The organism is Microcystis ichthyoblabe FBCC-A1114 (genome assembly GCF_050500245.1).
Classification (GTDB): domain Bacteria; phylum Cyanobacteriota; class Cyanobacteriia; order Cyanobacteriales; family Microcystaceae; genus Microcystis; species Microcystis ichthyoblabe_A.
The window spans coordinates 135873-150957 of sequence record NZ_CP191408.1 but is presented as its reverse complement, the minus strand read 5'-3'; the positions used below and the strand labels follow the sequence as shown (position 1 = coordinate 150957).

General features: G+C 40.4%; 15 protein-coding genes and 1 pseudogene. 13 read left to right on the top strand and 3 right to left on the bottom strand.

The annotated features are described in order from the left end of the window. Window positions 1–5 precede the first annotated feature (5 nt). The 11 genes and pseudogenes from clpX to ACQY1Y_RS00670 all read left to right on the top strand — a co-directional run bounded on the left by clpX (window position 6) and on the right by ACQY1Y_RS00670 (window position 11370). Window positions 6–1340 (top strand): ATP-dependent protease ATP-binding subunit ClpX, encoded by a 1335-nt coding sequence (gene clpX / locus ACQY1Y_RS00720; RefSeq protein ID WP_002752154.1) that lies wholly within the window; start codon window positions 6–8, stop codon window positions 1338–1340. A 21-nt stretch (window positions 1341–1361) separates the two neighbouring features. Then, window positions 1362–1568 carry a hypothetical protein gene (locus tag ACQY1Y_RS00715; RefSeq protein ID WP_002737934.1) on the top strand — a complete coding sequence of 69 codons (207 nt, stop codon included), beginning with the start codon at window positions 1362–1364 and terminating at the stop codon, window positions 1566–1568. Then, window positions 1546–1875, top strand: coding sequence for a type II toxin-antitoxin system PemK/MazF family toxin (locus ACQY1Y_RS00710; protein ID WP_016516286.1), 330 nt, complete (start codon window positions 1546–1548; stop codon window positions 1873–1875). The genes ACQY1Y_RS00715 and ACQY1Y_RS00710 overlap by 23 nt, the downstream gene beginning before the upstream one ends. A 5-nt stretch (window positions 1876–1880) precedes the next feature. Then, window positions 1881–2738 carry an alpha/beta fold hydrolase gene (locus ACQY1Y_RS00705; protein WP_430013770.1) on the top strand — a complete coding sequence of 286 codons (858 nt, stop codon included), beginning with the start codon at window positions 1881–1883 and terminating at the stop codon, window positions 2736–2738. Between the two features lie 15 nt (window positions 2739–2753). Continuing rightward, the gene (locus ACQY1Y_RS00700) at window positions 2754–2978 is read left to right on the top strand and encodes a peptidylprolyl isomerase (RefSeq protein WP_430013769.1); all 225 of its coding nucleotides are present in this window, start codon (window positions 2754–2756) and stop codon (window positions 2976–2978) included. Window positions 2979–3468: 490 nt separating this feature from the next. Next, on the top strand, window positions 3469–4047 hold the full coding sequence (locus ACQY1Y_RS00695; protein ID WP_002737810.1) for a helix-turn-helix domain-containing protein: 579 nt from the start codon (window positions 3469–3471) through the stop codon (window positions 4045–4047). A gap of 57 nt (window positions 4048–4104) precedes the next feature. Next, complete coding sequence (locus ACQY1Y_RS00690) at window positions 4105–6498, top strand: peptidase domain-containing ABC transporter (protein ID WP_430013768.1); 2394 nt, start codon at window positions 4105–4107, stop codon at window positions 6496–6498. Between the two features lie 106 nt (window positions 6499–6604). Further along, window positions 6605–8238: pseudogene (locus ACQY1Y_RS00685) on the top strand (IS1634 family transposase). 215 nt (window positions 8239–8453) lie between these two features. Continuing rightward, on the top strand, window positions 8454–8825 hold the full coding sequence (locus tag ACQY1Y_RS00680) for an ATP-binding cassette domain-containing protein (protein WP_430013767.1): 372 nt from the start codon (window positions 8454–8456) through the stop codon (window positions 8823–8825). Window positions 8826–8858: 33 nt separating this feature from the next. Beyond that, complete coding sequence (locus ACQY1Y_RS00675; protein ID WP_430013766.1) at window positions 8859–10553, top strand: HlyD family efflux transporter periplasmic adaptor subunit; 1695 nt, start codon at window positions 8859–8861, stop codon at window positions 10551–10553. A 79-nt stretch (window positions 10554–10632) separates the two neighbouring features. Beyond that, a complete protein-coding gene (locus ACQY1Y_RS00670; protein WP_430013765.1) occupies window positions 10633–11370 on the top strand; it encodes a peptidylprolyl isomerase in 738 nt (245 codons plus the stop codon). A gap of 103 nt (window positions 11371–11473) precedes the next feature. Here ACQY1Y_RS00670 and ACQY1Y_RS00665 read toward each other — a convergent pair whose 3' ends face one another. Together ACQY1Y_RS00665 and ACQY1Y_RS00660 are read right to left on the bottom strand one after the other, a co-directional pair. Beyond that, the gene (locus ACQY1Y_RS00665) at window positions 11474–11659 is read right to left on the bottom strand and encodes a hypothetical protein (RefSeq protein ID WP_430013764.1); all 186 of its coding nucleotides are present in this window, start codon (window positions 11657–11659) and stop codon (window positions 11474–11476) included. Between the two features lie 79 nt (window positions 11660–11738). After that, complete coding sequence (locus ACQY1Y_RS00660; RefSeq protein WP_002732932.1) at window positions 11739–12725, bottom strand: IS30-like element ISMae39 family transposase; 987 nt, start codon at window positions 12723–12725, stop codon at window positions 11739–11741. A gap of 472 nt (window positions 12726–13197) precedes the next feature. On the opposite strand from ACQY1Y_RS00660, the gene ACQY1Y_RS00655 reads away from it, so the two are divergent. Next, a complete protein-coding gene (locus ACQY1Y_RS00655) occupies window positions 13198–13560 on the top strand; it encodes a DUF6972 family protein (protein WP_002738203.1) in 363 nt (120 codons plus the stop codon). Next, window positions 13520–13810 (top strand): hypothetical protein, encoded by a 291-nt coding sequence (locus ACQY1Y_RS00650; protein ID WP_002737941.1) that lies wholly within the window; start codon window positions 13520–13522, stop codon window positions 13808–13810. The genes ACQY1Y_RS00655 and ACQY1Y_RS00650 overlap by 41 nt, the downstream gene beginning before the upstream one ends. Window positions 13811–13963: 153 nt before the next feature. Here the strand turns inward: ACQY1Y_RS00650 and ACQY1Y_RS00645 are convergent, their stop codons facing one another. Continuing rightward, window positions 13964–15067, bottom strand: a complete 1104-nt coding sequence (locus tag ACQY1Y_RS00645; RefSeq protein ID WP_430013763.1) for a T3SS effector HopA1 family protein — start codon at window positions 15065–15067, stop codon at window positions 13964–13966. Window positions 15068–15085: the final 18 nt, after the last annotated feature.

Here is a 15085-nt window from a genome sequence, read left to right as displayed (position 1 = left end):
AAACTATGTCTAAGTACGACTCCCACCTCAAGTGTTCATTTTGCGGCAAATCCCAGGAACAAGTGCGAAAATTAATCGCCGGGCCGGGGGTCTATATCTGTGACGAGTGTGTGGAACTGTGTAACGAAATTCTCGATGAGGAATTGATGGAACCGCCCAGTCCGGTCGCCCCAGTGGAGGAACGTCCCAACAAACGGCGATCGGGCCAAAACAAAACCACTTGGGAACAAATTCCCAAACCAAGAGAGATTAAAAAACACCTCGATGACTACGTTATTGGTCAAAATGAGGCGAAAAAAGTGCTTTCGGTGGCCGTTTATAACCATTACAAACGCCTCAAAGATATCCAAACCCAAAAAGCCGGTGGCGGTAGTCCAGAAGATAGCATCGAACTGCAAAAATCCAATATTCTGTTAATTGGTCCCACAGGATCGGGAAAAACCCTTCTAGCTCAAACTCTGGCTAAAATCCTCGATGTACCTTTTGCCGTCGCTGATGCCACCACTTTAACCGAGGCCGGTTATGTGGGGGAAGATGTGGAAAATATTCTCTTGCGTCTGTTACAAGTGGCAGATTTAGACGTGGAAGAAGCGCAGCGGGGCATTATCTACATCGATGAAATCGATAAAATTGCCCGTAAGAGCGAAAATACCTCGATTACCCGGGATGTGTCCGGAGAAGGGGTACAGCAAGCTTTACTGAAAATGTTAGAGGGAACGATCGCCAATGTTCCCCCCCAAGGCGGCCGCAAACACCCCTATCAGGATTGTATTCAGATTGACACCAGCAATATCCTGTTTATCTGCGGTGGGGCGTTTGTCGGTTTAGATAAGGTGATCGATCAGCGTCTCGGTAAAAAATCCATGGGCTTTATTCAACCGGGAGATGGCCAAGCTAGTAAGGATAAGGTAGCGGCAGGGTTATTAAAACAAATGACTCCCGATGATTTAGTCAAATTTGGCATGATTCCGGAGTTTGTCGGTCGGATTCCCGTCCTAGCTGCGCTTTCACCCCTGGATGAGGAAGCTTTAATCGCTATCCTGACGCAACCCCGCAACGCTTTGGTGAAACAGTATCAAAAACTGTTGAAGATGGACAATGTACAGTTAGAGTTTAAATCTGATGCCGTCCTAGCGATCGCCCAAGAGGCCTATCGTCGCAAAACTGGGGCCCGGGCCCTACGGGGTATTGTCGAGGAATTAATGCTCGATGTCATGTACGAATTGCCCTCGCGCAAGGACGTGAAACGCTGTTTAATCACCCGCGAAATGGTGGAAAAACGTTCCACGGCAGATCTATTGGTTCATCCTTCCTCTCTACCCAGTCAAGAATCCGCTTAAGGGGAAAAATCGAGGTTAACCATGCTCAATACCGTTCCCGCAATTGTCAAAGAAGGCCGGATCGAACTCCTCGAATCCGTGCCGATTCCAGAGGGTACTAGGGTTTTAGTCACCCTCATCCCGGAGGAGACAAACTCGGATTTCTGGCAAAAAGTCAGCGAAACTGCACTGGCTAAGATTTGGGATAATCTGGAAGACGACATCTATGAACGATTACTCGAAGCTTGAAATCGTTCTCGTTCGTTATCCTTTTTCAGATTTAGCGGACGCTAAAATCAGACCGGTTATCATTGTTAGTTCTCCTCACCGTTCACGGGATGTTTTTCTGGTTCCCCTTACCAGTCGCATCAATAATTTACTGGAGGGCGAGTTTTTGCTGGAAGATTGGGAGAACGAGGGATTGAATGTACCGACGGCCGTTAAGCGGGGGATATACACAATCCAACAAGATTTACTCCTTAAGAGAATCGGACGACTATCGGACACAGATGCGCGACGTTTGCAAAACTCTTTACGAGGATGGCTAGGTATCTAACTATCATGAAAACTCAAATAATCGATAAAACAATCACTGTTCGCGGTGTTCCCCACTATTACGAGTGGATTCGACAGTCGGAATCTGCCCAAAAAAAGCCGGTGATGGTGTTTATTCATGGTTGGGGAGGATCGGGACGCTATTGGCGATCAACAGCTGCGGCAATTTGCGATCGCTTTGATTGTTTATTGTACGATATGCGGGGTTTTGGTCGGTCTAAATTGCCGGAAAAATCCTCCGATCTTTCCTACGATTTAGAAGAATATGCCCTTGATTTGGCCTTGTTTTTAGATAGTTTGGAAATTGAAAAAATCTATCTCAATAGTCACTCTATGGGGGCATCAGTGGCGACTTTTTTTATTACTATGTACCCCGAAAGAGTGGTCAAAGCAATTTTAACCTGTAATGGCATTTTTGAGTATAATAAAGCGGCTTTTGCTGCCTTCCATAAATTCGGTAAGTATGTGGTACAGTTTCGTTATGATTGGTTTTTAAAAGTACCTTTTGCCGATCGATTATTTATGGCGAGATTTTTGCATCGATCGATCCCAAAATCAGAAAGAATTGCTTTTTTAGAAGATTTTTTAGCGGCGGATTACGAGGCAGCTCTAGGCACAATTTATACATCTGTGAGTAAAAAAGCAGTGGAAATTATGCCAGGTAAATTTGCCGAGATTAAGATACCAACTCTTTTAGTATCAGGGGAAAAAGACATTATTATTCCTGCCAAAATGGGCAAAATGGCGGCGGATTTGAATAATAATATCCAGTATGTGGAGATGGCTAATACTGCTCACTTTCCCATGTTAGAAGATGCCCCTACTTATCTAAAAAAATTGCAAGATTTTTTAGAAATTAATTAGGGTTTGCTAGGGGAAATGAGTTTCTATGATGTGACTGACAAGTATATTGAGGATAAAGAGTTACGCCGTCAGGGTGGATATTTGGGGGTACAGCGTCGCCAGGATTTAAAACCAGAAATATCTGCTGCTGTGTTTGCTACGAAACCTCCTCAGTTGCTTAAACCTATTGTGAAAGCTAAAGGGATAAGCTTGATTTTAGTGGAGGAAATTATACAGCGGAATTGGATGATAAGTACCTAAGCAAAATTAATTACACATATCTAACTACCTCTTACCTTCTGGGCTCTTCTCAAATTTGTGTGATAATTTTTGCTTATGTAAGGTTAAATGCTTACTGGTCAGGACTTTTAGGACTATTTTGAAAGAAGAAACTATCAGTATAGACCTCGTTTCCACACAGAAACCAGAAGAGCCATAAATGAACAACAACACTATGTTAAGGAATGTAAAAGAGGCGGTTTTCGCTGCTGCATACAGCTTTCTACCCTATTTACAAAACTTTATACAGCAGCGAAAACTTATGTCCGACTACTTAAACCAGAAGGATCTGGTATAATGCTCAAAAAGCATGGGCGACATACACCGTGCTAACTGCCCACCATCTGTTCTACGAGTACGAGGTAATACCCGTGTCTAATTGATTTATACCGCAAATACGCAACGCCAAATTTTGTTTTGCAAAGATGTCGCAGATTGTCCAAAATCCTCTAATGCCAATGAGTATCAGCTTATGAAATCATCTCAAACTGGTATTAATTTTCCCAATAACTCTGGTCGATTTCTCAGTGCTTTTCAGAGAAAACACTTAGAAAAAAGCCTAGAAAAAGGGTTGTCTAAGCGCCATTTTCAACGAATTCAAATTATGCTGCTGGCAGATGAGGGTAAAACCCAAACCCAAATTTGCCAAGAGTTGGGCTGTTCCCATAGTACAGCACGCCATTGGATAACCCTCGCCAAGTCTGGTCAGGCTCACCAGTGGAATAGTGGCCCAATTGGCAGACCTCAAACTGTAGACGAGGAATGCTTGCAGCGTTTGAGGAAGTTAGTCAGTCAAAGCCCTAGAGAAGTTAAAGTCCCTCACCGTGATTTTAGTTATTCGGCTTCCCGATGGACTGCTAAGAAACTCAGCGAGCACCTGAGCGCAGAATTAGGAATTAAAATCAGCGATCGCCATATCAACAGACTACTCAAACAAATGGGTTTATCTACCAGACCAAAATCGAATAACCTTGAAAAAAATGAGCCGAAAAAATCCAGTAAAAGCGGCATTGTGATTAGGGACATTCCAGAGGAGGTGGCATTTTCTTAATCATCATGAAAAATCTATTAAGTGCTATTAAGTGTTTGCAACACTATCGAGGGAGAAATGACTGCCAAAGAATATCTATCTGGTCTAGTCGGTCAATTTTTATCAGAAGAGGATTTAGCCAGTTTAGTTGAGTCGGCTGAATTTTCAAAACCTAACCCCGGTTTGTTGTTGGAAAGTATCTCAGCATCCGATGGCTTATATATTTTGGTCGCTGGCAAAGTAAGACTGGTTAACAGTAGCCTGGACTTAATTAGCACCCTGCATCCGGCTCAACTATTTGGGGAATGTACTTTGTTTCCTGAAGCCGGTTTTTTAGATTATGCTGTCAGGGTTTCGCCTCAAGCAGAGCTATGTTATATTCCTGGTAAAGTTTTGCGCTCTATCATTCATAAAAATTCCCGATTTAAGGAGTATTTGTACAATTTAGCTACCGCTAAAGATAATGAACAAAAAAGTAAATTTTCCATCAATACTCAACTAGATTTATCCGTAAACGACGACCAGGAACTAATTGCGGGAATTAGCACAATCAAAGATGAAATATATCTAAAAACCCACAAGCAAAAAGTTAACAAGGCTTATTTCCCTAGCCCCACTCAGCGCGTTACTCATCTATGGCAGCATATTACTAGACGCTATCCTTTTTTTGAGCAACAAAGTGGTTCTGACTGTGGTGCTGCTTGTTTAGTAATGGTTGCCCGTTATTGGGGCAAAAAGTTTAGTGTCAACCGCATTCGAGATATTGCTAATGTAGATGCCAATGGGGCTTCTTTGCGAGGACTATCCGCTGCGGCGGAAAGTATCGGATTTTCCACTAGACCAGTTAAAGCCAGTATTGACCAACTGGCTAAACAAAAATTACCCGCAATCGCTCACTGGGAAGGCAAACATTATATCGTAGTTTATGAAATCACTCGCAATCAAGTCATTGTTGCTGACCCTGCTATTGGTCAACGGAGTTTAACATATCCAGAATTTAAAACAGGTTGGCAGGGTTATACACTACTCCTACAACCGACAGCTTTAATCAAGGAACTCAAAAATCATACTACCCCATTTTGGCAATTTTTTAATTTAGCCAGTCCTCACGGTCAAGTATTACTAGAAGTATTTATTGCTTCCTTAGTCATTCAAATTTTCGGATTAGTTACCCCACTATTTACTCAGTTACTCCTCGACCGGGTAGTTGTTCAAGGCAGTACATTAACCTTAACGGCTGTGGGATTAGGGTTAGTCATTTTTGGTTTATTTCGGGTTGCTTTGACCGGATTACGACAATATCTCCTCGACCACACTGCCAACAAAGTAAATTTAGCCATGATTGTGGGATTTATTACCCACACTTTCCGATTACCCCTGCGTTTTTTTGAGTTTCGCTATGTGGGGGATATCATGGCCAGGGTGCAGGAAAACCGCAAGATTGAGAGATTTCTAACGGGTGAAGCCCTATCTATTGTATTAGATTTACTCACGGTCTTTATCTATGTGGGACTTATGTTCTGGTATAGCTGGAAAATGGCTTTACTGGCATTAGTCATTGTGCCACCTTTTTTCCTGCTTGCTATCATTGCTACTCCTTTCCTACAAAAGATATCCAGAGAAATATTTGCGGCCTTAGCGGAAGAAAGTGGTTATTTAATCCAATCTTTGACTGGTGTACGCACGGTCAAATCTCTGGCAATTGAGCAAGTAGTGCGCTGGCGTTGGGAGGAGTTTCTCAACAAGTCAATTCGCAAAAACTTTTCTGGGCAGATTATTAGCAACCGACTCCAAGTATTTAGCTTAACCATTGAATCTTTAGTGACCACTGGGCTGCTTTGGTTTGGCGCTTGGTTAGTGATTCAAGGAGAATTAACCATCGGGCAGTTGGTGGCTTTTAATATGTTAATTGGCAATGTAATAAACCCTTTTCAGCGGTTAACGGTTCTATGGAATGAGTTACAGGAGGTAATCATTGCAGTGGAGCGAATTAATGATGTGATTGATACCGAACCAGAGGAAGATTTGCAATCTCAGGCTCGTTATTATTTAACATATTTACGAGGAGATATTATTTTTGACAAGGTGACATTTCGTTACCACCCAGAAAGCGAAACTAATGTTTTAGAGAATCTCAGCTTTGAAATCAAAGCCGGACAGACTGTAGCTTTAGTGGGGCGTTCTGGTTCAGGAAAAACTACTATTTCTAAGCTAGTTTTGGGGCTATATACCCCTACAGATGGGAAGATTTTCATTGATGGTCATGACATAACTAGCATTTCTTTATCTTCTTTGCGTCAAAGGGTTGGTGTTGTTGACCAGGATACTTTTTTATTTGGTGGCACAATTCGGGACAACTTGACCCTAGCGCGACCTTCTGCAACTCAGGCGGAAATTATCGAAGCCGCTCAATTAGCAGGTGCTGACGAGTTTATTCAAAACCGACACTCCGCACTTCAAAATGTAGTATAAAGTAGCATAAACTCATTCAAGAAAAAATAAGTAAAAATACTCAGAGAATTAGTCCCAAAAAAGTGAGACAATCAAAAAGCTCAAAAATCTATTAAAGGTACAAAAATTGTCTCCTATCTCAGAGGTAAAAATTAAAAACCTAGATCACTTAGGAATAGTAGCCGGGCTAATTGACGAAATAGGAATAGTTGAAATAATCAACTCTAAATTAGGAATCGACCCCCGAGAAAAAATTTCAGCAGGAACAGTGGTCAAAGCTATTCTAATCAATGGATTAGGATTTGTTTCAAGACCTTTATACTTATTTAGTCAATTTTTTGAAGATAAAGGAATCGAAGAATTATTGGGAGAAGAAATAAAAACCGATTATATCAATGATGATAAAATTGGGAGAGTCATGGATGAATTATACAAACATGGACTGAATGATATCTTTATAGAAGTTGTCTTATCGGTCATCAAAAAATTTAAAATAGAGACAAAATATTCTCATCTAGATGCCACATCATTTCATCTAGATGGAGAATATAAAAGTGAAGAAAAAAAGAGAAAGAAGAAGAGCTGCTCAAAGAAAGACCAATAATTATTACCAAAGGATATTCTCGTGACCATCGACCAGATTTGAAACAATGCGTCTTAGACTTAATAACAACCGAGGATGGAGACGTACCATTATTTGTGAGAGTCGGAGATGGAAATGAAGCGGACAAAGCTGTCTTTGGCAAAATCTTAGTAGAATTTAAAAAACAAATAAAATTTGACAGTATTATGGTCTGTGACAGTGCCTTATATAGTCAAGAGAATCTTCAACTAATTCAACATCTAAAATGGATAAGTAGAGTTCCCATGACGATAAAAAGAGCCAAAGAATTAGTCCAAAATTCAGAAATGGAAGAAATAGAGGCCAAGGAAAGAGAAAAAAGGGCAGAGCTAAATTTAGAAGGATATACCTGGAAAGAAGAAAAAGTGACTTATGGGGGAATCCAACAAATCTGGCTAATAGTAACCAGTGAAAAAAGACAAATAAGTGACTTAAAAAAACTAGAAAATAACCTGAAAAAAGAAAAAGACAAAGGGGAGAGAATTCTCAAGAGCTTGCAGAAAGAAGAGTTTGAAAATCCCCAACAAGCCCGATATAAATTAAGAGCAATTAATCAAAAATTAAACCTCGTTAAAATCCTAGAAATTGACCTAATTGCCAGTCAATCAAAAGACCATAAAACGATTTATAAAATTAGCGGCGTAGGGCAAGAAAAAACTGAAGAGATAGTCAGAAGAAGAAAGGAAGCAGGCAGATTTATTTTAGCAACTAACTTAGTTGATGAAGAAGACAAATTAGACTCAGCCGAAATGGTGACAACTTATAAAAATCAACAGTCTTGTGAAAGAGGATTTAGATTTTTGAAAGAGCCTTTATTTTTTGCGGATAGTTTCTTTGTTAAAAAAACGGAAAGAATCGAGACAATGTTATTCTTGATGTCTTTCTGCTTGTTAGTCTATAACCTCGGACAAAGAGAACTAAGAAATAGCTTAAAAAGAGCAAAGGCTGGAGTCAAAAATCAAGTCAGTAAATTAACGAGTCGTCCCACAATGAGATGGATATTTCAATGTTTTCAGGGCATTCATATTTTTATTGTGAATGGGGTCAAGCAAATTGTCAATTTAACTGAAGAACGCCGTTTTATTTTAAATTTTCTGCCTTCATCTTGTCAAAAATATTATCTGTCATCGTTAGTCTAAATAACAAAGCAACAAAGTTGATAACAATTGAGTAATATGCTTATAGGAGAGTCACTACTCCTCGAATTGTTGTGACTTAGTTTAACTCTTCGAGCCGAAAAAATATTTGGCATTTTATGATTTCTCCTCAACATCTGATTGGTTGAGTATTTTTTTTGATTATTCTGATTTTTTTTCTTTGAAAAGACCTGTAGTTTTTTATACTTCAAAGTGAAGTGCGGAATATGGGTCAAAAGTTACCGATGAGTTATGAAACCCAGATTGGTGAAGGTGGAGGGTTATTGTCTGGTGGTCAACGGCAAAGATTAGCCATCGCTAGGGCGTTATTAGGCAATCCTCGTCTATTGATTTTTGATGAGGCAACTTCCCACTTAGATGTGGAGTCGGAGCGAATTATTCAGACTAATTTGAATAGAATTCTTAAGGGACGTACTACATTAATTATTGCCCATCGCTTATCTACCGTTAGAAATGCTCATATAATTTTAGTTTTAGATAGAGGAGTATTAATAGAGCAAGGAAATCACGAGCAGTTAATGGCAAAAAAAGGGCATTACTACTATTTAAATCATCAGCAACTTAACTAATGTTCATAAATCTGAGCAAGATTTTCATAAATTATGACCCAGTTTAATGAGATTAACCAAGCAGACTTAAATGGTCGTAAAAGCGACCAAAATCTACCAGGAAGTAACCTAAATTCTTCGGCGGATTGGTCTTTTGCCACAAAGGAACTGTTGGATGCGTTACCTCAGCGGTGGACGCGAGGACTGCTCTATTTTTTAATCGTTTTTGTGGCGATCGCTTTGCCTTGGGGAATGTTGTCTCGGGTAGATGAAACGGGTAGTGCTAGGGGACGGTTAGAACCGCAAGGTGGTACAATTAAGCAAAAGCTAAATTTAACCTATACATCTGCGGCTCTTAATTCCCAAACGGCTAAAGTTGAAATGCTAAATATTGAAGAAGGAGACATGGTAAAAGCTGGGGATATTTTAATGGAACTGGACAGTCTCCCTATTCGTGAGCGAATTACCCAACTGCAAATTCAACTACAAAGTCAAAATAATCGGCTGAATGCACTAAAGCAACAAAAAAATCAACTAGAAACCGAACTGCGTACCCAAGAACGGCAAAATCAGTCCCAACAATTAGAGAAACTATCTCAGGTAGAACAAGCTCGACAAACCTTTCAGTCTCTTAAGACAACATACAATTTGCAAGAACAGGAAAAACTGACTCAAATTGCTCAAGCGGAGCAAAATCTGGCAGCACTCAGAAGAACCTTAAATTTACAAAGAGAAGAGAAACTGACTCAAGTTGCCCAAGCCAAACAACAGTTAGAGGATAGCAACACCGCTTATAATTTAGCAGAATTGCGCTTACAAAAAGCCTTGAGGGAAGTCGAACGTTACCAGAATCTTTTCCATAATGGGGTGATAGCGGAAGTTCGGGTCGTTGAACAGGAAAATATCGCCGATGAAAGACAAAGTATTTGGAAGCAAAGTCAAGCAGATATTGAGCAAGCCAGACTGCGATTAGAAGAGCAGAAAAGCAGTTATGAGAGAATTGTTAATCAAGGGAAGGCGGATATTGAGCAAGCGGAGTTACGATTAATCGAACAAAAGAGGATTTATCAGAGAATTGTTAATCAAGGGGAAGCGGACATTGAGCAAGCGAAGTTGCGTTTAGCCGAGCAAGAGAATAGTGTTCAAACCCTTACTCATGCGGGGGAAATTGCTCTGTCTAAAATTCAAGAACAGCTAAAAAGTTTGGATAGCCAAATCAGTAGTCTTAAATCTGAGGTGACGCAAACAAAGAAAGAAATTGATTCTTTGAAGTTTGAGTTAGAGAAACGGATTGTTAGAGCCCAAGAAGGAGCCACTATTTTTAGTTTGCCGATTACTGGGGTGGGAGATGTGGTACAACAAGGAGGAATGATTGTAGAAATAGCGCCCCAAAAAGCGGATATTTTATTGAAAGCAGAAATGGCCACTACACAAAGTGGTTCATTACAGAAAGGAATGGCGGTTAAGATGAAGTTTGATGCTTATCCTTTTCAGGACTATGGCGTAGTTGATGGAAGTTTAATTAAAATTTCCCCAACCACCAAAATGCAAGAAACATCTCAGGGACGAGTAGCAATTTATGAACTAGAAATTGAGTTAAATAAAACTTGTATTCCTAGTGCTAATGACTGTATTCCATTACGTCCGGGAGATACGGCTACGGCTGAGGTGGTGGTGCGTCAGCGTCGCGTTATTGATTTTATTCTTGACCCATTCAAGAAGTTACAAAAAGGAGGTTTAGAATTTTAGAAAGCTTTTGTTCGAGGGCCTGTCATTCCCGCGAATTGCGGGAATCCATAAAAATGTTTTGATTACCCGGAGAAAGATTATGTCACAATCTATTACCATTACTGCTGAAGATATTCTGAAACAAGTTAAGCTATCTCTTCAAATACCCGATTTAATCCAGTCCATTGTTAGTCGTCAGATTATTACTGATGCAGCTACGGAAGCCGGGATAACTGTGGATAATGAGGAACTTCAGCAAGCGGCGGATACTCTTAGACTTCTTCAGAAACTTCGTGGCGTACAAGAAACTTTTGCTTGGCTAGAGAAACACCATTTGTCTGTAGATGATTTAGAAGAAATTGCCTACATCACCGTTATTTCCGAAAAGTTGATGACTCATCTATTTGCCGAAAAAGTTGAGCCTTACTTTTATGAAAATCAATTAGATTATGCTGGGGTAGTGATGTATGAAGTGGTGTTAGAAGACGAAGATTTAGCGATGGAATTATTTTATTCTATTCAGGAAGGGGAAATGAGTTTCTATGATGTGACTCACAAGTATATTGAGGATAAGGAGTTACGCCGAAAAGGAGGATATCGAGGAATATTGTCTCGTAAAGATTTGAAGTCAGAGATTTCATCGGCTGTTTTTGCGGCGACACCACCAGAGGTTCTTAAACCGATTGTGACTTCTAAGGGAGTGCATTTGATTTTGGTGGAGGAGATCTTTCAGGCCGAGTTAGATAATAAGTTACGCTATCAAATTGTTTCAGAGTTGTTTGGCGAGTGGATTATCAATCAAATTGAGTCAGTGTCAGTTGTCAGTAATTTGGGATGAATAGCACTAACACGAATATAATCCAGTCAGGTCAACCTAACTGGATGATAGAGAGATTTTAGTAAAAACTGGGCTAGTTTCTTAACAAGAACCTGGAGTTTTTCTAATCCCAACAAATAGAGATAGAGCGCATTCGGGTTGTTTTATCTTGCCAACAAATAGTGATAGAACCAGCGCCACCTAATGTACCAAGCGTTTCCGACTCGGTCAAGTCAGTAAGGTAACTCTCAGAATCGGAGAACAAATCTGCACCAGCAGGACGTAAATCAGAAATAGTAATGTTAGCCATTTTCGTTTCCTCTTGGAATAAGTTTTACTTTGAGGTAATCAGATTAATTATGCTCTTCCTTTCCCTATAATTGGCCAATTCAAGTCTGAATTGCATCACTGTCTGATCTACCTTTATAGAATACCTCATTCGGGGTACGATAGTCAAGACATTTTCGAGGACGATTGTTAATCAAGTTTACGGCTCTTTCCACCTCCTCTGGCTTAACGATTTTAAAATTCGTTCCCTTAGGGAAAAATTGTCTTAACAGTCCATTGGTATGCTCGTTTAATCCCCTCTCCCACGAATGATAAGGAGTAGCAAAATAAAAATCTGCTCCTAGTTTCTGACTCAACTCTTGATGTCCACAAAATTCTTTGCCGTTGTCACAAGTAAAGGTTTTTCTTTTGTCAGGGTGAATCTCTTGAAAAAGTTTTTCTGTGACTCTATTGATTTCCGATGCGGTTTTGTTTTTGGCTAATCCTGCTACTAAAAATTTCGAGGCTTTATCTACATGAGTAACGAGAACTCCTAGATGATTGCCTCCAATCATTGTGTCACTTTCCCAATGACCGATTTCAGTTTTCTGGTCAGCAATTACTGGTCGCTCGCTGATATCTACACGCCCTGGAATCCCTCCACGCTTACTTTTTGCTCCGCCTCGACTCTTTCTTTGACAAAGCCCCCGGCGTAAATATTTCTGGTACTCTCCACATCCGTGATAGTTCTGATAGATCATTTGATAGATGGTTTCGTGACTGAGAGATTCTTGACTGGCTCTTTTCAGACGACCTGCTATTTGTTCGGGACTATGATAATCTTTCAATCCTTCTTTGACCAACTCTAAGGCTGACTCGCTGACATTTTTAAAGGGTTGTTTGGCATTTTTTCGCCTTGTCTCGCTTTCAGCTTGTGCTGTGTCAGGTAGATAGCAGCCAAGAGAACTTTGATTCCTTTTTAATTCCCGTGATATTGTGCTTTGATGACATCCGAGCCAGACGGCCATTTGCCGTTGAGATAAATTTCCCTCCTGACTAAGTTGGTAGAGCAAGTTTCTTTGTTCTATGTTAAGATGTTGGTGGCTCATTTTGGGTCTGATTTGTTTTTGTTAATGATCAGACAGTACCTGATGAGCCTTTCTTTGTCAACTCTTGAGGTTGATGCGTTTCATTTTTGAATTGGCGATTCTTATTGTTGCCTAACTCTCAAATAATGACAATAGCTTGAGCAACTTTAAGGTTCATCTAACTAGCACAATTATGTCTCAAATTCACCGACCAAAACACCGTAATTTCATGTAGATTATGACCGCAAATTCCCATGATTTCGTATCACCGAGCTTTGTTTTTGAGACAGAACTAGCACAATTATGTCTTTTTTGTATCTCTCTCCCCTGGGTTCGGGGGGTGGTGGGTCAAAAAAATAGCCCTATGCCCTAATGAGACTAAACTTTAGCGATGGGCCGATTGCTACTTTATTTTAAGATAGGCGATAAGCCTGACGGCATAGCGACCCTTACCGCTTTTTGTTATAGTAAGATGGCTAGTTAAACAAATCACATGAGTGGTATTAACAGAGAAATATATCTAGAAAACCGAACCAGTCTGATTGACAAACATTTACCCGAAACCGAAAAATCCCAAAGAGAACTGGAAATCGAAGGAATCGTCTATTTGTTTAACAATCGCCAGACAATGGAGAGAGTGGCAGAGGAAATTAAGCAAAGAGGAGAGAGAACGGGAGCAGCAGATTCAGAAGACAAATACGAACGCTATGGATTATTTTTTGCCGAACCAATTGGGTATATCCTAAAATTAGATGGAACGAGAATCCCTCTCCACTATGGAGAAATAAAAATAAAAAAAAGCACAGGAAAATATCATGTCATACCTCGTACCAGACCGCGCACCACAAAATCCTGAAAACGCAAAAACGCAAATTACGCCAACAGAAAAAACACAATGGGAATTTGCCGAAATCTGGGTAGATCCTTGGCTTTCACCCCCCTATATTCTGATGTTAGTTAAAGAACAATCCGGTAAATTCTCGATTCAAAATCCCGCACAAAACTATCAATCTATCTTTACCAGCGATACTTACGAAGAAAGTCTTATGTGGTTACTGGAAGATGAATATGAGCGAGTCACAGGTCGCTTTTGCCAACCAGAGTAAAAGCAAGGCGATAAGCCTATTTTACCCGAAAAAGAAACCCGGTTTCTGAGTCTCCGAGTTCTGCGCCAAGAAAGAAACCGGGGTTTTTTCTATGCTTTACCCAGAATAACTCAGGAAAATAGTAAAAACCCGGTTTCTGATTTTCTCTTAGCATCAGCTTGCCAACTCTAATCCCTGATAAACATCCTCAGAATCAGCATTCAAATAAGGACGCTGCCAATCAATCCCCAACCCAGAAAACTGCTCAGAAATAGCAGCAATCCGACCCGCCGCAGAATTGTCCTCCTGTTGCCAAGCCATCAACAACCCATTGGCTATAATCTGACAGCGATTCATCCCAAAACTTTCCTCACTGCCAAACTTTTTGTCCGGTTCCTCCGCTAACCCCAATCCCGGTGCTAACTCCAGAGTAAATAAAGGTATTTCAGGCTTAAAAACAGACTGATTCTGCTGATAAACATTAGCCACAACCTGCCTCACCAACTCATAATCTGTTTTGCCAAAATAAAGCACCCCAGCATCATATCGTTGATAATCAACTGGATTATATAAAGCCTTAAAACTAAAAGGAATCCCCCTCTCATTTAACCTTTCAGTCAACCCAGTCATCACAGCCACCGCGCCTTCGGGAGTAACATTAAAATAGAGCCGCACCATCGCTTCCTCTCTCTGTAAACCGGCATTACCCACCGCCATATAAAAGCCATTTTGTACAAAATTCTTAGGCATCAAAATTGACACAACACCCCCCACTGCCGCCGCTTGCTCAGACTCTTGAAGATGCTTTTCCCGTTGGATATGCAGTCGCAAACCGCCCTTAGTCACAGCCAAACTGCCATCGGTTTCCTCTCTCAAAATTGACCAACCCGAATCAAAATATCCCTTCCCCTTGTTCGCTTCTTCCAACTGTAAATAAAAGTCCATAGCTACGCCAGCAAAACTATTATTCTCCAAATCTAATTGCTGACCCTTATTCTCAGAACCTAATGCTTGCGATGCTTGCATCGACCCATTATAATAAATGCCATAAAGAAAACTCCTCAACTGTAAGCTCATATATTTATCCTGTATTTCCTTCGGTAAAGCCTGAATCCGAGACAACATCTCAGCCGGCATTTCCCAGGGTTGATAGTTAGGATGACGGATCGAAAAATCAGCGGAAATTTCGAGATTTTCAACAATATCTAACAAAGCTTCCTTTAACCGACCTCTAACCTCAGGGGCTAAATGATGGAATTGAGAATTAAGTAATGACATAATTTTTCAAGATACTCA